This window comes from Streptomyces sp. NPDC051684 (assembly GCF_044453445.1).
Lineage (GTDB): Bacteria > Actinomycetota > Actinomycetes > Streptomycetales > Streptomycetaceae > Streptomyces.
The window spans coordinates 36,776-55,046 of the sequence record NZ_JBITCS010000031.1 but is presented as its reverse complement, the minus strand read 5'-3'; the positions used below and the strand labels follow the sequence as shown (position 1 = coordinate 55,046).

The 18,271-nt window shown below is 70.2% G+C and carries 14 protein-coding genes; 4 read left to right on the top strand and 10 right to left on the bottom strand.

The window, feature by feature from the left end; all coding sequences use genetic code 11:
* Positions 1-76 precede the first annotated feature (76 nt).
* Together ACIA8D_RS30960 and ACIA8D_RS30955 are read right to left on the bottom strand one after the other, a co-directional pair.
* Complete coding sequence (locus ACIA8D_RS30960; protein WP_399237429.1) at positions 77-1,366, bottom strand: M14 family metallocarboxypeptidase; 1,290 nt, start codon at positions 1,364-1,366, stop codon at positions 77-79.
* Positions 1,363-3,348: a Xaa-Pro dipeptidyl-peptidase gene (locus ACIA8D_RS30955; RefSeq protein WP_399237428.1), complete on the bottom strand. Its 1,986-nt coding sequence runs from the start codon at positions 3,346-3,348 to the stop codon at positions 1,363-1,365. Before ACIA8D_RS30955 ends, ACIA8D_RS30960 begins: the two co-directional genes overlap by 4 nt.
* A 227-nt stretch (positions 3,349-3,575) precedes the next feature.
* Here ACIA8D_RS30955 and ACIA8D_RS30950 point away from each other — a divergent pair, with 227 nt between their 5' ends.
* Entirely contained in the window at positions 3,576-5,048 is a 1,473-nt protein-coding gene (locus tag ACIA8D_RS30950; RefSeq protein ID WP_399237427.1) for a M1 family metallopeptidase, read from the top strand.
* Between the two features lie 36 nt (positions 5,049-5,084).
* Here ACIA8D_RS30950 and ACIA8D_RS30945 read toward each other — a convergent pair whose 3' ends face one another.
* Positions 5,085-6,548, bottom strand: coding sequence for an MFS transporter (locus ACIA8D_RS30945; RefSeq protein ID WP_399237425.1), 1,464 nt, complete (start codon positions 6,546-6,548; stop codon positions 5,085-5,087).
* Positions 6,549-6,756: 208 nt separating this feature from the next.
* Here ACIA8D_RS30945 and ACIA8D_RS30940 point away from each other — a divergent pair, with 208 nt between their 5' ends.
* On the top strand, positions 6,757-7,404 hold the full coding sequence (locus ACIA8D_RS30940) for a TetR/AcrR family transcriptional regulator (protein ID WP_399237472.1): 648 nt from the start codon (positions 6,757-6,759) through the stop codon (positions 7,402-7,404).
* Between the two features lie 176 nt (positions 7,405-7,580).
* On the opposite strand, the gene ACIA8D_RS30935 is transcribed toward ACIA8D_RS30940, so the two are convergent.
* The 3 genes from ACIA8D_RS30935 to ACIA8D_RS30925 form a co-directional block, all read right to left on the bottom strand.
* Entirely contained in the window at positions 7,581-8,429 is an 849-nt protein-coding gene (locus ACIA8D_RS30935) for an oxygenase MpaB family protein (RefSeq protein WP_399237424.1), read from the bottom strand.
* 59 nt (positions 8,430-8,488) lie between these two features.
* Complete coding sequence (locus tag ACIA8D_RS30930) at positions 8,489-8,788, bottom strand: hypothetical protein (protein WP_399237423.1); 300 nt, start codon at positions 8,786-8,788, stop codon at positions 8,489-8,491.
* Positions 8,789-8,867: 79 nt separating this feature from the next.
* Positions 8,868-10,340 carry an amino acid permease gene (locus ACIA8D_RS30925; protein ID WP_399237422.1) on the bottom strand — a complete coding sequence of 491 codons (1,473 nt, stop codon included), beginning with the start codon at positions 10,338-10,340 and terminating at the stop codon, positions 8,868-8,870.
* Positions 10,341-10,624: 284 nt separating this feature from the next.
* Here ACIA8D_RS30925 and ACIA8D_RS30920 point away from each other — a divergent pair, with 284 nt between their 5' ends.
* On the top strand, positions 10,625-11,335 hold the full coding sequence (locus tag ACIA8D_RS30920) for a MerR family transcriptional regulator (RefSeq protein WP_399237421.1): 711 nt from the start codon (positions 10,625-10,627) through the stop codon (positions 11,333-11,335).
* A gap of 19 nt (positions 11,336-11,354) precedes the next feature.
* Here the strand turns inward: ACIA8D_RS30920 and ACIA8D_RS30915 are convergent, their stop codons facing one another.
* The 4 genes from ACIA8D_RS30915 to ACIA8D_RS30900 all read right to left on the bottom strand — a co-directional run bounded on the left by ACIA8D_RS30915 (position 11,355) and on the right by ACIA8D_RS30900 (position 17,179).
* Positions 11,355-13,538, bottom strand: a complete 2,184-nt coding sequence (locus tag ACIA8D_RS30915) for a 3-hydroxyacyl-CoA dehydrogenase NAD-binding domain-containing protein (protein WP_399237420.1) — start codon at positions 13,536-13,538, stop codon at positions 11,355-11,357.
* Between the two features lie 63 nt (positions 13,539-13,601).
* Positions 13,602-14,822: an acetyl-CoA C-acetyltransferase gene (locus ACIA8D_RS30910; protein ID WP_399237419.1), complete on the bottom strand. Its 1,221-nt coding sequence runs from the start codon at positions 14,820-14,822 to the stop codon at positions 13,602-13,604.
* A gap of 48 nt (positions 14,823-14,870) precedes the next feature.
* A complete protein-coding gene (locus tag ACIA8D_RS30905; protein WP_399237418.1) occupies positions 14,871-16,013 on the bottom strand; it encodes an acyl-CoA dehydrogenase family protein in 1,143 nt (380 codons plus the stop codon).
* 8 nt (positions 16,014-16,021) lie between these two features.
* Positions 16,022-17,179 carry a CaiB/BaiF CoA transferase family protein gene (locus ACIA8D_RS30900; protein ID WP_399237417.1) on the bottom strand — a complete coding sequence of 386 codons (1,158 nt, stop codon included), beginning with the start codon at positions 17,177-17,179 and terminating at the stop codon, positions 16,022-16,024.
* Between the two features lie 247 nt (positions 17,180-17,426).
* Between ACIA8D_RS30900 and ACIA8D_RS30895 the strand changes: the two genes are divergently transcribed.
* Positions 17,427-18,182: a hypothetical protein gene (locus ACIA8D_RS30895; RefSeq protein WP_399237416.1), complete on the top strand. Its 756-nt coding sequence runs from the start codon at positions 17,427-17,429 to the stop codon at positions 18,180-18,182.
* Positions 18,183-18,271 lie beyond the last annotated feature (89 nt).

Genomic DNA, 18,271 nt, shown 5'->3' with positions numbered 1-18,271 from the left:
CGGGGGTATCGCTGGTGGGTTTCTGAGGGCTTGTCACCCACTACGACCTACCACACCTGACACTCCCGTAACCCGATCAGCAGCGTGTGTCGGGCTCCCCTTCCGTCAAGTGGTAGGTCGCGCGCGCGTCGAGGAGCAGCGCGACCAGGGCGCGTTCGGATTGGCGAAGGGGGACGAAGGCCCCGCTGCCCGACTTCTTGACGGTGATGCCGTGCAGCGCCAATTCGTCCTTGAATTCGGCGAATTGCTTGCCGCTCAGCCGGTATCCGCACGGCGGATCCTTGATGACCTCCGACGCCTCGGCGGGGTCGTTGTCGGCACCACCGATGTAGATCGGCCCGCGGTCCCTGAAGCCCTTGGCGCGGGCGGCCGTGGTGGCGGCCTCGATCGCGCCCCGGTTCTCGGACGTGTAGCGGAACAGGCCGCCGAGCGCGGCCAGTTGGGAGTCGCGGCGCCGCTGGTTGACCAGCGCCGGGTCCGCTTCCTCGGCGGGGGTGCCGGGGTCGACGCGGCTCTCGATGAGCAGCCCGACGGAGTTCTTGACTCCGGAGACGTTGCGCAGGATCCGCTCCTGCCCGTCCCCCGCGGTCTGCTTGATCGGCTCGCCGGTCTCCGGGTCGGTCCAGATGCCGTACGTGCCCGTGGAGTACCCGGCTTCGCCCGCCGCCGGACGCACGTGGTCGAGGGAGAGCGACTCGGCCTGGTCGTGCACGGCCGCGTCGGTGTTGAGGTTGCGCGGCCAGAGGTCGAACAGGTCCTTGTCGTAGAACTTGGGTGTGGCCCCGTACTCGTGCAGGTCGTAGATGACGTCGGGCTGCCGGTCGCGGATGATGGCGGCCATCGCCCGCGCCTCGGCGGTCTCGAGGGCGATGTGGTCGCGGTTGATGTCGATGCCGTCGGAGTTGCCGCGGGTGTCGGCGGCGTTGCCGTCGGGGTTGGCGGTGGGCACGACGAGCAGGGTGGTGCGCGACAGGAAGCGCTGCGTCGCCTTGTCCTTGGCGTACGCCATGTCGCGGATCTTCGTCAGGCAGGCCTCGCGGCCGGACGGTTCGTTGCCGTGCTGGGAGCAGATCAGCAGCACGGTGTTGGCGGTGCGGTGCCGACCGATGCGGACGAGGTTCAGCGGGCGGCCCTGTTTCGTCTCGCCGATGCGGGAGACGGACACCTGGTCGGAGGCCTTGTCGACGTTGGCGAGGAGCCGCTTCTCCTCGGGCTGGGTGGTCCAGCGGGCGCCGTGGGTCTGCTCGAATCCGGTGCGGGGCGGCGTGCTGTCACCGCTCGCGCCGGCCGGCGCCGCCACCACGAGGGGCGCGGCGAGCGCCGCGGCGGCGGTGGCCAGGGCGAGGATGCGGGGACGTGCTCTCATCGTGTGCTGCCTCCCGGTACTGGGCGGTCGAGGCGGTACGGGCCGACGCCCTCGGCCGCGGGCGAATGGGGGGTGGCGGTGGTGGATCCCGCGGTGGCGGCCGCGAAGGCGGGGGCGCCGCCGACGACGGGGACGCGGGCCGCGGTGCGGGCCAGGTCGACGGTGAGGGTCGGCTTGGTGGACGGAGGATCGATGAGGTCCTTGTCGGTGCCCGCGACGATCAGGGCGAGCCGGTGGCCCTTCGGGATCACGTGGTCGCTCGCGGCGAGCCGGACCGTGAGGGTGTACGGCTTGCCGGGCGTGAGCGGGCTGCCGTGCTCCGGGTTCTTCGCGGTGCCGAGGTCGGCCCAACCCCTGCTGAAGATGGTCGAGTTGACGCCGGTGGTCGCGGTCGGCGTGTTCAGGAAGCAGGAGCTGTCGCCGCCGGTGCTCGGGCCCCAGCAGCTGCGGTCCATGCCGGTCGTGATGCCTTCGCCGGCGCCCGCGTAGTCGCGGATCGTGGCGGGGCCCAGGTCGACGAGGACGGCGCTCAGGTGGGCGCTGGACGTCGTCGGCGTCGCGGTGACCGTGACCTTCGACGAGCCGGACAGGCGCAGGTCCTTGCCCAGCGGGCGGCTGATGAAGCCGGCCTTGTCGGGGGTCGGGCTGTCGATCTTCGCGGCCCAGTCGGTCTCGCTCAGCGCCGGGTTGTCGGTGAACGTCTCGGTGCCGGAGGCGCCCTTGAGGCCGAGCGTGCCGACGCCCGCCTGGTCGCCCTTGCCGGGGCGCAGCGCGGCGGTGCCGGTGGAGCGCGGCGGCCAGACCTTGTCGGTGGTCCAGCGGTCGGGGGCGCGCTCGATGTCGGCCATCGGCTCGCGGTCGATGCCGTTGTCGTAGCCGAGGAGTTCGTGGTCGAACCAGCGGTGCAGGGTGTCGACCCAGGCGCCGCGGCGGAAGTCGAACGGGTCGACGTGGCCGGTCTGGGCGAGCCAGATCTTGCGGTCGACGCCGTTCTCGGCGAGGGCGTCCCACCACTGGCCGAAGTGCTTGGCGCGGACGTTCAGGTCCTGCATGCCGTGCACGACGAAGACGCTGGCGCGTACGTTGTCGGCGTCCTTTACGTAGTCGCGCTCCTGCCACAGCCGGGTCCAGTCACCGGTCCGCGGCGCTTCGTCGACAAGGCGCTTCTGCACGGCGGCGCAGCGTTCGCGCGCCTCGGGGCTCTCGACGTAGTCGGACAACCACTCGGGGCCCGAGTCGTAGAGCGGGGCGCCCTGTTGGAAGTAGTAGTCGTACCAGGAGGAGATGCCGCCGATCGGCACGATCGTCTCCAGGCCCTCGACGCCGGTCGCGGCGACGCCGTTGGCGACGGTGCCGTCGTAGCTCTTGCCGATCATGCCGGTGCGGCCGTTGGTCCAGTTCGCGGCGGCCTTCTTGGTGTCGGTTCTGGTGGTGTAGCCCTTGGCGCGGCCGTTGAGCCAGTCGACGACGGCCTTCGCGGAGCCGATGTCATAGGCGCCGCCGACGTCGACGCAGCCGTCGGAGCGGTTGGTGCCGAGCAGGTCGACGCCGACGAACGCGTAGCCGCGGGGCACGAAGTAGTTGTCGTAGAAGAGCGGCATCTGGACGACGTTGCCGTTGGCGTCGTACGTCTTCTTCTGGCTCTCGTTGCCGCGCCCGCAGCAGGAGTAGTACGGGCTGGCGTCCATGATCACGGGGACCTTGCGGCCCTGCGCGGCGGGCTCGCGGGGCCGGACGATGTCGACGGCGACGCGGTCGCTCTTGCCGTTGCCGTCCCCGTCGAGCCGGGTGTCGACCCAGACGGACTCGCGGACGGCGTCGGCGTAGGAGTAGACGGGCTTGGACTCGGTCGGCTTGGCGGTGGCGGCCGACGCGGCCGTGCCGGTGGCGACGAGTGCGGACAGCAGTGCGGTGACGACCACGACCGCGAGGGTTCTCAGGCGGTGCGGTCTGCGGTGGCTGCGTCTGGCAGGTATCGGCATGGCGCGGAAGGTACACGGGTCAACTGGCTTGCGACAGAGGGCCGCAGGCACGGAGGACAGGCCCATGGGACCGGAAGACACATGTCGGCCAGATGACGATCGTGTGGCTGGTGCGGCCATGGACAGGACCGGGACGCCGGGTGCTGAATAGGGTCGTTGCGTCGGCCACGGACGTGATCCGTACGGGGTCGGCAACCGCCTGGCGTCACCTACGACTTGGAGTTTCCGTGTACCGCAGACTCATCGCCCCCGGCGCACTCGCGGCCTCTCTGCTGCTGGCGATCCCGGCATCGGCCGCGGACTTCGAACCGGGGGCGTCGGGCATCGGCGATCCCTACTACCCGGCGTACGGGAACGGCGGCTACGACGTCTCCCATTACGACCTGCGCCTCAAGTACCAGCCGAGGACGGACCAGTTGGAGGGCACGGCGACCATCCTCGCCTCCTCCACCCAGGACCTGTCCCGCTTCGACCTCGACTTCGGGCTCACCGCGAGCGAGGTCCGGGTCAACGGCAAGAAGGCGAAATTCACCAAGGCGGGCGAGCAGGAGCTCCAGGTGACGCCGGCGGCCGGGCTGCCCAAGGGCACGCCGTTCACCGTCGTGGTCACGTACGCGGGCAAGCCGTCCGACGTGAAGCTGTGGGGCTTCACGTCCTGGCAGCGCACCCCGGACGGCGGCGTCGCGGCCAACGAGCCGGAGGCGGCGGCCTGGTGGTTCCCCTCCAACGACCACCCGCTCGACAAGGCCACGTACGACGTGTCGGTGGCAGTCCCCGACGGGACCCAGGCGATCTCCAACGGGACGTTGCAGTCGCAGAGTTCGAAGCTCGGGTGGACGCGGTTCAACTGGCGTTCCGCCCATCCGCAGGCCACCTACCTCGCCACGCTGGCCGTCGGGAAGTTCGACATCACGACGGACAGGACCGCCGACGGGCTGCCGGTCGTCAACGCGTACAGCAAGGACCTCGGCGCGAACGAGGGCGCGGCGAAGGCCAGCGTGGAGCGGACCACCGAGGTCGCCGAGTGGCTGGAGTCGGTCTACGGGAAGTACCCGTTCGAGGCGCTGGGCGGGTATGTGCCGAACGTGCCGTCGAGCTTTGCCCTGGAGACGCAGACCAGGCCCTTCTATTCGCCCAAGCAGTTCGCCAACGGCTCCAACGTGTCCGTTGTCGTTCACGAGTTGGCGCACCAGTGGTACGGCGACAGCGTCTCCGTACGCGGCTGGAAGGACATCTGGATCAACGAGGGCTTCGCCCGGTACGCGCAGTGGCTGTGGTCGGAGAAGGAGGGCGAGGGAACGGCCCAGGAACTCGCCGACTACACGTACGCGCAGCACCCCGCGGACGACGCGTTCTGGACGGTGAAGCCGGGCGACCCCGGACCGGAGAACCAGTTCGACGGGGCCGTGTACGACCGCGGGGCGATGGCGGTGCAGGCGCTGCGCAACAAGGTCGGCGAGAAGGACTTCTTCGCGATCCTGAAGGGGTGGCCGAAGCAGCACGCGTACGGCAACGCGAGCGTCTCCGACTTCCAGGCCTACGCGGAGAAGGTCTCCGGTGAGCGGCTGGGCGGGCTGTTCGACACGTGGCTGTACCAGCCGTCGAAGCCGGCCGCCTCCGCTTCCACGGCCGCGGCGCCGGTTCGGCCCAAGTCGTGGAAGCGGGTCGCCGCCACGAACGAGGTGCACGGCGAGCACTGAGCGGCGATGGCCCAGCGCTCGCCCGCATCGGACGCCTCAGGCCGGCTCTTCGGTCGAGTGCGAGTCGGTGAGGGTGAGTGCGCCGCCCACCGCGATCAGGCCGACGAGCACGGCGAGCACGGCGTAGGTGATCCGCTCGCCGTGGAAGAAGGACTGCACCAGGTCGCTGCTCCAGACGCCCGCGGGCAGCTGGGTGGTGACCAGTGCGGCGATCAGGGTGCCGACGACGGCGGTACCGACGCTGGTGCCGACCTCCTGGGCGGTGTCGTTGAGCGCGGTGCCGATCGAGGTGCGGTTGGCCGGCATCGCCTCGACCAGGGCGATCGCGCAGATGGTCATGACCGTGCGCAGGCCGATGGTCATCACGACCATGCAGAGCGCGATGACGGCGTACCCGTGCTCGACACCCCAGGAGAGTCCGGCCAGCGAGACGGCCAGACAGGCGGCGCCGACGAGGCAGGCGACGCGGTGACCGAACCGCTTGGCGAGCCACTCCGAGAGCGGGGTCGCCGCGATCATGGTCAGGATGAGCGGCAGGTTCGCGAGGCCGGCCCGCACCGGGCTCCACCCGTAGGCGTACTGGAAGTGCAGGATCAGCCCGAACATCACGCCGGCCATCGCCACGGACGTGCCGATCTGGGCGAGGGCGGCGCCGCGCACGGTGCCGTTCGAGAAGATCTTGAGGTCCAGCATGGGGGCCTTGCTGCGGCGCTCGTGCCGCACGAACGCGAGGCCCGCGACCGCGGCACCCAGGACCGAGCCGAGTGTGGCCGCGGAGCCCCAGCCGTGCTCGACGCCGCTGGTCAGCGAGTAGCAGGCCAGGCCGATGGTGAGCACGCTCAGGACGGCGCCCGGCAGGTCGAGCTTGTCGCCGGTGAGGTCCTCGCGCCGGTCGGGCGCGACGCCGAGCCGCACGCCGATGGCCGCGATCAGCGCGATCGGCGCGTTGATCAGCAGCAGCCACTGCCAGCTCACGTGGGCGAGGGCGGTGCCGCCGAGCAGCGGGCCGAGGATGAACCCGGACATGCCGACGACGATCATCAGGGTCATCGCGCGCATCCGCAGCGCCTGGTCGTCGAAGAGCCGGAAGACGAGCGAGTTGGTGATGGGCGCCATGGCCGCGGCGGCGACGCCGAGTCCGGCCCGCAGGGCGATGAGCTGCCCGGTGGAGTCGACGGCGACGACGGCCAGGCTCAACACGCCGAAGGCGGCGAGGCCGACCAGCAGGACGCGGCGGCGTCCGAGGCGGTCGGCCATGGATCCCGCCGTGAGCAGCAGGCCGCCGAACGTCAGCGAGTAGGCGCCGGTGACCCATTGCAGGGCGGTCGTGCCGCTGCCGAGGTCGCGGCCGATGGTGGGCAGTGCGATCGAGAGCAGCGTGTTGTCGACCATCTCGACGAAGAAGGCCAGGCAGAGCGCGGCCAGCGGGATCCACGCCGCCCGCAGTGATCCGTAGGTACGGGTGGTGGGAACGGGCCCGGTTTCGGTGGTGGCAGTCATGACCTGGCCTCCTTTCTCGGTGGGGAACACCGTCGAGCATCGAACGGCATTCGTTCATGGAACGTAGTTCGATGTTCGAACGTGGTTCTACAATAGAACCATGTTCGATGGGAGGGCAAGTTGTGCTTGGATGGATGTCATGACACCCCCGCCGACCCGCTCCGCCGCCGCAGCGACCCCACGGGGGCGCCGGCGCGCTTCGCACTCGATGGAGGCCGTGCTCAACGCGGCCGTGGCCGTGCTCGACGAGGCCGGTGGGTCCGCGCTGACGTTCCGCACCCTCGCCGCCCGGCTCGGCACGGGCGTCGGCACGATCTACTGGTACGTCCAGAACAAGGACGAGCTCCTCGACCGCGCCACCGACCACGCGATCGGCGGGGTGCTGGCCGCCGTGGAGGAGCTGCCCGAAAGCGACGACCCCGTCGCCGACCTGCGGGCGATGGCCGTCGCCCTGTTCGACGCGATCGTGGACCGGCCGTGGCTGTCCCGGTACTTCATGCGCAACACCGACGTGCAGGGCAACTCACTGCGGCTGTACGACAGGCTGGGCCGGCAGACGCTGCGGCTCGATCTCACGACGCGGCAGCGGTTCCACGCCGTTTCGGCGATCACGGGTGTGGTGGTCGGCACGGCGGCCGATCTGGGCATGGAGATTCCCCAACGGCTGCTGGACGGGGAGGTGGACAGGGAGGCGTACCTCGACCAGTTCGCCGAGACGTGGCGGCAGCTCGATGCGGAGGAGTTTCCGTTCGTGCAGGGGATCGCCGAGGAGTTCGCCGGGCACGATGACCGGGAGCAGTTCCTGGCGGCGCTGGACCTGACGTTGGCGGGGTTGCGGCTTCAGGCCGGGGCCTGATTCGCGGCGGGGCGTGGTTGCGGCCGCGGGGCTCCGCCCCGGACCCCGCGCCTCAATCGCCGGCGGGGCTTGATTTGGAGCGCCGCCCCGAGCCCCGCGCCTCAATCGCCGGCGGGGCTTGAAAGACAAAGATCGGGGCTCTGCCCCGGACCCCGCTGCTCAATCGCCGCAGGGGCTCACATACCTGCCCGCGCCCTTCGCGCCAGCGGCAGGTACCTGAAGCGTTCCGGGAGCCTCGGCGCCACCCACCGCACCAGCACCGCGAAGCGGCGCAGGCGGCGTTCCTGGCGTGGGGTCCACGGGAGGCCGATGGCCTCACGCGCCTCCGGAGGGAGCAGGCCGGTCGACAGGAAGCTCATCGTGCGGGTCAGCGCCGGGCGCAGCAGGGGCCACAGGAGACCCAGGAGCGGGTGGTGGCCCGGCGGTGGCGGCAGGGGGCGGGAGCGGGCCGTCAGTTCGGTCACCACCGCGTTGCGCTCGACCTCCTGCGCGAGCATCTTGCGGTAGTACGGCCAGAACTCCTCGACCGTCTGCGGCATGTCCCGGTCGTGGATGCCGAGGATGCGGCCGACCATCAGCCACTCCGCGTAGAACCGCCGCTCCTCCTCCGGGCTGAACGGCGTCGCGAAGTAGCGGCGCGCGTAACGGGAGACCGGGAAGCCGGTGGCGTGCACCCACGCGTAGTACGCCGGGGTGAGGGCGTGGTAGCGGCGGCCGTGCGGGTCGGTGCCCTGGATGGTGCGGTGCAGGCGGCGCAGGCGGCGGCCCTCCGCGGCGGCGTCCTCGCCCCCGTAGACCCACAGCATCAACGAGGTCAGCGAGCGGGTGCCGCGGCCCCAGGGGTCGGTGCGGAACACCGAGTGCTCGTCGACGCCCGCGCCGACGGCGGGGTGCGCGACCTGGAGCACGAATGCGGCGGGCAGCGCGAGCAGGGCGCGGATGTCGCCCGCGGTCTCCCAGAGGATGCCGCCGGGCGGGGGCGGTGGCGGGTCCGGGTCGTGCTGCTTCATGGGTGTGCCGCTCATCGTGGTGCGTGTGGAGCCTGCGTGACGGTTCTCTGATCGCCTGCGCGACTGGTCTCTGATCAAGTATGCGCGTCCGGCGCGGGTGGTCGGCGGCCGTCGTCCGCGTACCGCTTCGCCAGGTCCGAGGCCAGTTCCGAGACGCAGGTGCACAGGTCCGTGACGGCGGCGGTGGCCGGGGCCTGGCGGCAGGGGACGACATGGGCCGACAGTGGGGTCGGGGACGGAGGCGGCTCCGGCGGGTTGGGCGCGGTGTCCGGGCAGCGTCGGCGGGCGGAGGTGATCAGCGCCGTCGCCAGGGCCGCGGCGAACGCGGCCAGCTGCCCGATCTTGACTTGTACGTCCCAGGGAACCAGCGACATGCCTGTGTCCTACCCGAACGGCACGGGGCCCCAACGCACCGTGTGCGTCGGGGCCCCGTGGCGGAAGGCACGGTCCTGCTCAGTTGCCGTCGGTCACCTTCGTCAGCTCGTCCGTCGCGACGCGGTCGACGTTGCGCCGCACCCGGAACCAGCCGATGAAGAGCAGCACACCGACGACCGGGATCAGCATGAGCGTCTTGCGGCCCGTCTCCTCGTCGTTCCACATGAGGGCGAGCACGGACAGCAGGAAGACGATCGTGACGATCTCCGTGACCGGGGAGAACGGCAACCGGAACTTCGGGCGCTCGACCAGGCCCTGCTTGGCCCGGCGGACGAAGGCCAGGTGCGCGACCATGATCATGACCCAGGTGCCGATGATGCCGATCGAGGAGACCTCGATGACGATCTCGAACGCCTCGGCGGGCAGCAGGTAGTTCAGGCCGACACCGAGCACGCCGACGCCCGCGGTGAGCAGGATGCCGCCGAAGGGGACCTGGTTCTTGTTCATCTTGGCCGTGAACTTCGGGGCGGAGCCCGACATGGCCATGGAGCGCAGGATGCGGCCCGTGGAGTAGAGCCCGGAGTTCAGCGAGGACATGGCCGCGGTGAGGACGACCAGGTTCATGATGTCGCCGACGCCGCCGACGCCCAGCTTCGAGAACAGCGTCACGAACGGGCTCTCGCCCGAGGTGTACGAGGTGGACGGCAGCAGCAGCGCGAGCAGCAGCACCGAGCCGCAGTAGAACAGGCCGACGCGCCACATGATCGAGTTCACCGCGCGCGGGACGACCTTCTGCGGCTCGGCGGTCTCGCCCGCCGCGACACCGACCAGTTCGAGGGCGGCGTAGGCGAAGACGACGCCTTGCATGACCAGGACCACTGCCATCGTGCCGCTCGGCATCCAGCCGCCGTTGTCCGTGATCATGTGCAGCCCTGGTGTGTGGCCGTCGACCGGGTGCTGCGTGGCGACCAGGAAGATGCCGACGAACAGGAAGGCGACCAGGGTGGCCACCTTGATGATCGAGAACCAGAACTCCATCTCGCCGAAGTACTTCACCGAGACGAGGTTCACGGACAGCACGACCGCGAGCGCGATCAGTGCGAGCACCCACTGCGGGATGCTCGTGAAGGCGCTCCAGTACTGCGTGTACAGCGCGACGGCAGTGATGTCGGCGATGCCCGTCATCGACCAGTTCAGGAAATACATCCAACCGGCGACGTAGGCGCCCTTCTCGCCGAGGAACTCGCGTGCGTACGACACGAAGGAACCGGATGAGGGCCGGTAGACGACCATTTCACCGAGGGCGCGCACCACGAAGTACGCGAAGATCCCGCAGATCAGATAGGCGAAGACGAGGGCGGGGCCCGCGTCGTGGAGCCGCCCGCCGGCACCGAGGAAGAGTCCGGTGCCGATCGCGCCGCCGATGGCGATCATGTTGATGTGGCGGCTCTTGAGGGCCTTGCTGTAGCCGGCGTCGCCCGCGTCGGCGGGCGCCTGGGAGGCATCTGTGCGGGATGCGTCCGTGGCCGTGTTGAGGGCGTCCTTGCTCACGAGGGGGTGTCCACTCTGTGGTGCCCGGAGACGTGGGGGTCGCCGGGGTCCGGAACGTGCGTCGGCCCGCATCACCCCTGACGGCGTGCGGACCGAGGTGCACCTTCCCCGAAGATCTCCCCGGATGCGGTGGCGGAGATCACATAGCGGCGCTTCTCACATGCCGGGACAGCTATGGACGTGGAACCCGGGGCGGCGTATATGGCGTCGACCGTGCTCCTTGGGTTTCACAACATCGGTGTCTCAGCAATACTGTTGCACCCGGATCGTAGTGAGAGGCGAAGATGACGACGGACACTCAGGCCCCCACGCTGACCGTCGACGAACTGGCGGCCCGCGCCGGTGTCACCGTGCGCACCATCCGCTTCTACAGCACGCGGGGCCTGCTGCCGCCGCCGGTGATCGGGCCCCGCCGGGTGGGCCACTACGGTCCCGACCACGTCGCGCGCCTTGAGCTGATCGAGGAGTTGCAGCACCAGGGCATGACGCTGGCCGCGATCGAGCGCTATCTGGAGCAGCTGCCGGCCGACCTGAGCGCGCAGGACCTCGCCATCCACCGTGCCGTGGTGGCGAGTTGGGCCCCGGACACGGTCGAGACGCTGACCCGGGAGGAGCTGGACCTGCGTGCGGGCCGGGAGCTGTCCGAGGAGGACCTGGCGCGGCTCGCCACGATGGACGTGCTGACGCGGGAGGGCAAGGAGGGCAAGGACACCTTCCGCTGCGACACCGGTCAACTGCGGCTCGGCGTGCAGCTCCTGGACGTACCGCTGTCGCTGGACGCGATCCTGGCCTCGCGCGAGGTGCTGGTGGAGCACTCGCGGGGCGCGGCTCAGGAGCTGGCCCGGCTGTTCCGCTCCGAGGTGTCGCAGCGGGCCGAGCAGGACGTGAAGTCGCTGTCGGCCCATATGCAGCCGCTGGTGGTGCAGGCGTTGCTGACCGCCTTCCAGCGCTCGCTCAAGGAGGAGCTGCGGGAGGCGTTCCGCGCCGAGCGCTGAACACCTCCCGCCCGGGACGTCAGTCCTTGAACGTCTCGCCCTTCTCGGCCTTCTCCACCAGCAGCGCGGGCGGCAGGAACCGGTCGCCGTAGCGCCCGGCCAGCTCGCGCGAGCGGGCGACGAATCCGGGCAGTCCGCCCTCGTAGCCGTTGATGTACTGGAGCACGCCGCCGGTCCAGCCGGGGAAGCCGATACCGAAGATGGAGCCGATGTTGGCGTCGGCGACGGAGGTGAGGACGCCCTCCTCGATGAGGCGGACCGTGTCGAGGGCCTCGGAGAAGAGCATCCGCTCCTTCATGTCCTCGAACGGGATCTCCGTGCCCGGCTTCGTGAAGTGCTCGCGCAGGCCCGGCCACAGGCGGGCGCGCTTGCCGTCCTCGCCGTACTCGTAGAAGCCCGCTCCCCCACTGCGGCCGGGCCGCCCGAACTCGTCGACCATGCGGTCGATGACGGCCTCGGCCGGGTGCGTCTCCCAGGTGCCGCCGGCCTCGATGATCGCGGCCTTCGTCTCCTCGCGGATCTTGCGGGGCAGCGTGAGGGTCAGCTCGTCCATCAGGGAGAGCACCTTGGCCGGGTAACCGGCCTGGCCCGCCGCCTGCTCGACGGAGGCGGGCTCGACGCCCTCTCCGACCATGGCGACGCCCTCGTTGATGAAGTGCCCGATGACGCGCGAGGTGAAGAAGCCGCGCGAGTCGTTGACCACGATGGGCGTCTTGTTGATCTGCCGTACGAGGTCGAAGGCACGGGCGAGGGCCTCGTCGCCGGTGCGCCCGCCCTTGATGATCTCGACGAGCGGCATCTTGTCGACGGGCGAGAAGAAGTGCAGGCCGATGAAGTCGTCCTGCCGCTCGACGCCCTCGGCCAGGGTGGTGATGGGCAGCGTCGAGGTGTTGGAGCAGAGCAGGGCGTCGGGCTCGACGATGTCCTGGATCTCCTGGAACACCTTGTGCTTGAGCGCCGGGTCCTCGAAGACGGCCTCGATGACGGCGTCGCAGCCGGCCACGGCCTGCGGGTCGGAGGCCGTGGTGATGCGGGCGAGCAGCGCGTCCGCCTTCTCCTGGCTCGTGCGGCCGCGCTTGACGGCCTTGGCGCACAGCTTCTCGGAGTACGCCTTGCCCTTGGCGGCGGCCTCGTCGGAGACGTCCTTGAGGACGACCTCGATGCCCGCGCGGGCGCAGGAGTAGGCGATGCCCGCGCCCATCATGCCGGCGCCGAGGACGGCGACCTTGTCGACCTTGCGGGGCTCGATGCCCTTGGGGCGGTTGGCGCCCGAGTTCACGGCCTGGAGGTCGAAGAAGAACGCCTGGATCATGTTCTTCGCGGTCTGGCCGGTGACCAGCTCGGTGAAGTAGCGGGCCTCGATGGCCAGGGCGTTCTCGAAGTCGACCTGGGAGCCCTCGACGGCGGCCGCGAGGATGTTGCGCGGGGCCGGGTACGGGGCGCCGTTGACCTGCTTCTTCAGGTTGGCCGGGAAGGCGGGCAGATTCGCGGCGAGCTTGGGGCTGGCCGGGGTGCCGCCGGGGATGCGGTAGCCGGGCCTGTCCCAGGGCTGCTGCGACTCGGGGTTGGCGTCGATGAACGCCTTCGCCTTCTCCAGCATCTCCTCGCGGGTCGCGGCCACTTCGTGGATCAGGCCGTTCTCCAGCGCGCGCTGTGGGTTGTACTGGGTGCCCTGGAGCAGCACCTTCAGGAGCGCGTCGGCGATGCCCATGAGGCGGACGGTGCGGGTGACGCCGCCGCCCGCGGGGAGCAGGCCGAGCGTGACCTCGGGCAGGCCGATCTTCGAGCCGGGCGCGTCGAGGGCGACGCGGTGGTGGCTGGCGAGCGCGATCTCGTAACCGCCGCCCAGGGCCGCGCCGTTGATGGCCGCGACGACGGGCTTGCCGAGGGTCTCGATGCGGCGCAGGGAGTTCTTGATGCCGATGCCGGTCTCGAAGACGGCCTGGGCGTCCTCGGGGCCCGCCTTCATCATGTCCTTGAGGTCACCGCCCGCGAAGAAGGTCTTCTTGGCGGAGGTGTAGACGATGCCGCGGATCGAGTCGGGGTTCGCGGCGATCTCGGCCTCGGCGCGGTCGGCGATCGCGGCGATGGAGTCCTTGAACGCCTGGTTCATGGTGTTCGCGGACTGGTTGGGGTCGTCGAGGACGAGCGTGACGATGCCGGTGTCGTCCTGCTCCCAACGGATGGTCGTGCTCTGCGTCATGGTGTTCCGTCTCCGTGAAGTCTCGTGAAGTCTCGTACGAGGAAGGGGTTCGGGCCGATCCGGTCAGTCGGAGACGCGCTCCACGATCGTGGCGATGCCCATGCCGCCGCCCACGCACAGGGTGGCCAGGCCGTACCGCTTGTCCTGGCGCTCCAGCTCGTCGACGAGGGTGCCGAGGATCATCGCGCCGGTGGCGCCCAGCGGGTGGCCGAGCGCGATGGCGCCGCCGTTGACGTTGACCTTGTCCAGGGACAGGCCCATGTCCTTCACGAAACGCAGCACGACCGCCGCGAACGCCTCGTTGATCTCGACGAGGTCGATGTCGTCGATGGTCAGGCCCGCCTTGGCGAGCGCCTTGCGGGACGCGGGCGCGGGGCCGGTGAGCATGATGGTCGGCTCGGAGCCGGAGACCGCGACGGAGACGATGCGGGCGCGCGGCGTCAGATCGTAGCGCTGCCCGACCTCGCGGGAGCCGATGGCGACCAGCGAGGCGCCGTCGACGATGCCGGAGGAGTTGCCCGCGTGGTGCACGTGGTCGATCTTCTCGACCCAGTGGTACTTCTGCAGCGCCACCGCGTCGAAGCCGCCGAGATCGCCGATGTCCTTGAACGAGGGCTTCAGTTTGCCGAGCGAATCGGCCGTCGTGCCGGGGCGCAGGTGCTCGTCGTGGTCGAGGACGGTGAGGCCGCTGCGGTCCTTGACCGGGACGATGGAGCGGGTGAAGCGGCCGTCCTTCACGGCGGCGGCCGCGCGCTCCTGCGACATGGCGGCGTACTCGTCGACGTCGCGCCGCGAGAAGCCCTCGATGGTGGCGATGAGGTCGGCGCCGATGCCCTGCGGCACGAACCCGGTCTCGTAGGCGGTCATCGGGTCCATCGCCCAGGCGCCGCCGTCCGAGCCCATCGGCACGCGGGACATCGACTCGACGCCACCGGCGAGGACGAGGTCCTCCCAGCCCGAACGGACCTTCATCGCCGCGAGGTTGACGGCCTCCAGGCCCGAGGCACAGAAGCGGTTCTCCTGCACGCCGGCCACCGTGTCGGGCAGCCCGGCCGCGATGGCGGCGATGCGCGCGATGTCGGAGCCCTGGTCGCCGATCGGGCCGACGACGCCGAGCACGATGTCGTCGATGGCGGCCGGGTCGAGGTCGGGGAAGCGGGTCCGGATCTCGTGGATCAGGCCGACGACCAGATCGATCGGCTTGGTGCCGTGCAGGGAGCCGTTGGCCTTGCCGCGGCCGCGCGGGGTGCGGATCGCGTCGTATACGTACGCGTCTGTGGTCACGGGAGGTGCCTTTCGCTGAGGGTGCCGTGCTGTGGTCGAGCGGGGAGGTCAGGAGAGCAGCGAGCGACCGATGATCTCCTTCATGATCTCGGTCGTGCCGCCGTAGATGGTCTGGATGCGCCCGTCGGTGAACGCCTTCGCGACGGCGTACTCGGTCATGTACCCGTATCCGCCGTGCAGTTGGAGGCAGCGGTCGGCGACGCGCTTTTGCAGTTCGGTCGCCCACCACTTCGCCATGGAGGCGTGCACGGCGTCGAGGGTGCCGTCCGAGTGGTCCTCGATGCAGCGGTCGAGGAACGTGCGGGTGACGGCGCACTCGGTGGCCATCTCGGCGATCTCGAAGCGGATGTGCTGCTTCGTGGCGAGCGGGCGCCCGAATGCCTCGCGCTCCTTCACGTACCGGGTGGTGAGCTCCAGGAGGTGCTCGGCGGCGGCGATCGCGGCCACCGCAATGCCCATGCGCTCCTGCGCGAGGTTCGTCATCAGGTGGATGAACGCGCCGTTGAGCTCGCCGAGGAGGTTCTCCTTCGGGACGCGCACGTCGTTGAAGAACAGCTCGGCGGTGTCCTGCGCCTTCTGGCCGATCTTGTCGAGGTTGCGGCCGCGCTCGAAGCCCTCCATGCCGCGCTCGACGACGAGCAGGGACAGACCGTGCGCGCCGCCCTCGGGTGTCGTCTTGGCGACGACGATGACGAGGTCGGCGAGGATGCCGTTCGAGATGAACGTCTTCGAGCCGTTGAGCAGCCAGTGGTCGCCCTTGTCCTCGGCGGCGGTGCGGATGCCCTGGAGGTCGGAGCCCGCGCCGGGTTCGGTCATGGCGATGGCGCTGATGATCGAGCCGTCGCAGAAGCCGGGCAGCCAGCGCCGCTTCTGCTCATCGGTGGCCAGCGAGGTGAGGTACGGGCCGATGATGTCGTTGTGCAGGCCGACGGCGAGGCCCGAGGCGCCCGCGCGCGTGAACTCCTCGGCGAGGACGGCCGGGTAGCGGAAGTCGGCGTTGCCGCCGCCCCCGAACTCCTCGGGCACGGCGAGCCCGAGCAGCCCCTGGCGTCCGGCGGCGAGCCAGGCCTCGCGGGAAACGACGCCGTCCTTCTCCCACTGCTCGTAGTGCGGCGTCACCTCCTTGGCGAGGAAGGTGCGCACGGTCTCGCGGAACGCCTCGTGCTCGGCGCTGAACAGGCGTCGTTCCATGCTCGCGATCAACTGCCTTTCGTGGTGGGCTCGTTCAGGGCGGGTACGTCCCAGTCGCGGGCGACGGCACTGGTGTCGGCGCCGGGCCGGGCGGGGCCCGAGTGGATGCTGGTCGGGGTGTCGGAGAAGCGCGGCGCGGGTGCCGGCTGGGTGAGGCCGCCGTGCTCGACGAAGGTGCCGCGGGCGGCGAGGTGCGGGTGGTGCGGTGCCTCGCCGAGGGAGAGCACGGGCGCCACGCAGGCGTCCGAGCCCTCGAAGACGGCCGCCCACTCGTCCCGCGTGCGCTCCTTGAAGCGGGCGGCGACGGCGGCGCGCAGCTCGTCCCAGCGGCCCAGATCGCCCCGGGCGTCGGCCACCTCGCCGAGCCCGAGCAGCTGGGCGAACTCCGCGTAGAACTGCTGCTCCAGGGCGCCGACGGCCATGTGCTTGCCGTCGGCCGTCTCGTACGTGCCGTAGAACGGGGCGCCGCCGTCGAGGAGGTTGGCGGCGCGCCGGTCCTGCCAGCCGCCGGCCGCGAGCATCCCGTGGATCATCGTGCTGAGGTGCGCGGTGCCGTCGACGATCGCGGCGTCGACGACCTGCCCGGAGCCCGTGTCACGGGCGTGGTGCAGGGCGGCGAGGATGCCGACGACCAGGTAGAGCGAGCCGCCCGCGTAGTCGCCGAGCAGGTTCGCGGGGGCCACCGGGGGCCGGTCCGGCTCGCCGGTCAGGCCGAGGGCGCCGGTCAGCGCGATGTAGCCGATGTCGTGGCCCGCGCGCTGGGCGAGCGGCCCCTCCTGACCCCAGCCGGTCATCCGGCCGTAGACCAGCCGCGGGTTCCGGCGGTGGCACTCCTCGGGTCCGACACCGAGCCGCTCGGCGACGCCCGGCCGGTAGCCCTCGATGAGTACGTCGGCGCGCTCGGCGAGGTCAAGGACCCGCCCGGGCCCGTCCTCGGCCTTCAGGTCGACGACCACGGAGCGCTTGTTGCGGTTCGTGACGTCGTACTCCGGGGGAACCCCGAGCGCCTGGCCGCCGGGCCGGTCGACGCGTACGACGTCGGCCCCGAGGTCGGCGAGGAGCATCGCGGCGAACGGCCCGGGACCGATCCCGGCCAGCTCCACCACGCGCACCCCGACGAGCGGCCCACCGCGCCGACCACCGCTTTCCGTGCCTGCCACTGCCATTCCGAGACGCCCCCAGCTTGTGACACAACTGATGTAACACCAGTGATGCTATGAACCCGTCCCGGTCGGCACAAGCCCCTGACGAGCAAGCGCTTAGCCAATTTTCCACCGCGCGCCGCGGAGCGGCACCGACCGCCCCGCCCCGGGCGCCTCAAGTGGCGACCTCCCTTCCGGTGACCACCCGCACGAAAGGGGTATTCGGTGATTTCACACGAAAGTTGCAAGAACTGCGAAGGGAGACGAAGTGGTGCACGGCAGGCGACTGATGGCACTGACGATGGTCACCGGAATCACGGCTCTGGGACTTCTGGGCTGCGGAGGCGACGGCGACAAGGAGGCATCGGACCAACCCTTCGCCGGCAAGAGCGCCGACCGGATAGCGGCCGACGCGGTCAAGGCGACGCGGCAGGCCGATTCGATGCATGTGAAGGGCACCACGCAGCAGAAGACGGGCGGGCAGGTCACCGTCGACCTCACCGTGGACCAGCGAAAGAACTGCGAGGGCACCGTCAAGATGGCCGGGACGACGGCCGATGTGCGCCATCTCGACGGCACGCTCTACCTACGGGGCGACGAGAAGTACTGGAAGGCGACGCTGAAGCAGCAGCCCGGCGCCGCCAAGCTGGTGCCGAAGCTCAAGGACAAGTGGGTGAAGACCCCGGCCGACGACTCGATGACCCAGGGCATGTGCGACAAACAGGGCCTCGTCGCATCCATGGACGAGGACAAGTCCGAGCGCCAGGGCATGAAGAAGAGCGGGACGACGAGCGTGAACGGCACGAAGGCGCTCCGGCTCACCAAGAAGACCTCCGGGGGCGAGACGCTGTCGCTCTACGTCGCCGCCGAGGGCAAGCCGTACATCCTGCGCACCACGTCGTCCGGCGGCAAGAACCCGAACAGCGCCACCTTCGGCGACTACGGCAAGGCGGTGCGCCCGCAGGAGCCCTCGCCCGATGACACCGTCGACCTCAAGGAACTCGCGAGCGCGGCCCAACGCACCTGACCCGGCTCCCCGGGCCCGCCCACGGAGGGCCCCCACCGACCTCGCCACACCGTGCACGCTAGCCTCGGCCACCGGCAACGGCACACGAC

What these genes read in the sequence shown, in the direction of transcription:
- ACIA8D_RS30960 (WP_399237429.1), bottom strand. Translation starts at nt 1,366, where the DNA reads ATGAGAGCACGTCCCCGCATCCTCGCCCTGGCCACCGCCGCCGCGGCG.
- ACIA8D_RS30955 (WP_399237428.1), bottom strand. Translation starts at nt 3,348, where the DNA reads ATGCCGATACCTGCCAGACGCAGCCACCGCAGACCGCACCGCCTGAGA.
- ACIA8D_RS30945 (WP_399237425.1), bottom strand. Translation starts at nt 6,548, where the DNA reads ATGACTGCCACCACCGAAACCGGGCCCGTTCCCACCACCCGTACCTAC.
- ACIA8D_RS30940 (WP_399237472.1), top strand. Translation starts at nt 6,757, where the DNA reads ATGGAGGCCGTGCTCAACGCGGCCGTGGCCGTGCTCGACGAGGCCGGT.
- ACIA8D_RS30935 (WP_399237424.1), bottom strand. Translation starts at nt 8,429, where the DNA reads ATGAGCGGCACACCCATGAAGCAGCACGACCCGGACCCGCCACCGCCC.
- ACIA8D_RS30930 (WP_399237423.1), bottom strand. Translation starts at nt 8,788, where the DNA reads ATGTCGCTGGTTCCCTGGGACGTACAAGTCAAGATCGGGCAGCTGGCC.
- ACIA8D_RS30920 (WP_399237421.1), top strand. Translation starts at nt 10,625, where the DNA reads ATGACGACGGACACTCAGGCCCCCACGCTGACCGTCGACGAACTGGCG.
- ACIA8D_RS30915 (WP_399237420.1), bottom strand. Translation starts at nt 13,538, where the DNA reads ATGACGCAGAGCACGACCATCCGTTGGGAGCAGGACGACACCGGCATC.
- ACIA8D_RS30905 (WP_399237418.1), bottom strand. Translation starts at nt 16,013, where the DNA reads ATGGAACGACGCCTGTTCAGCGCCGAGCACGAGGCGTTCCGCGAGACC.
- ACIA8D_RS30900 (WP_399237417.1), bottom strand. Translation starts at nt 17,179, where the DNA reads ATGGCAGTGGCAGGCACGGAAAGCGGTGGTCGGCGCGGTGGGCCGCTC.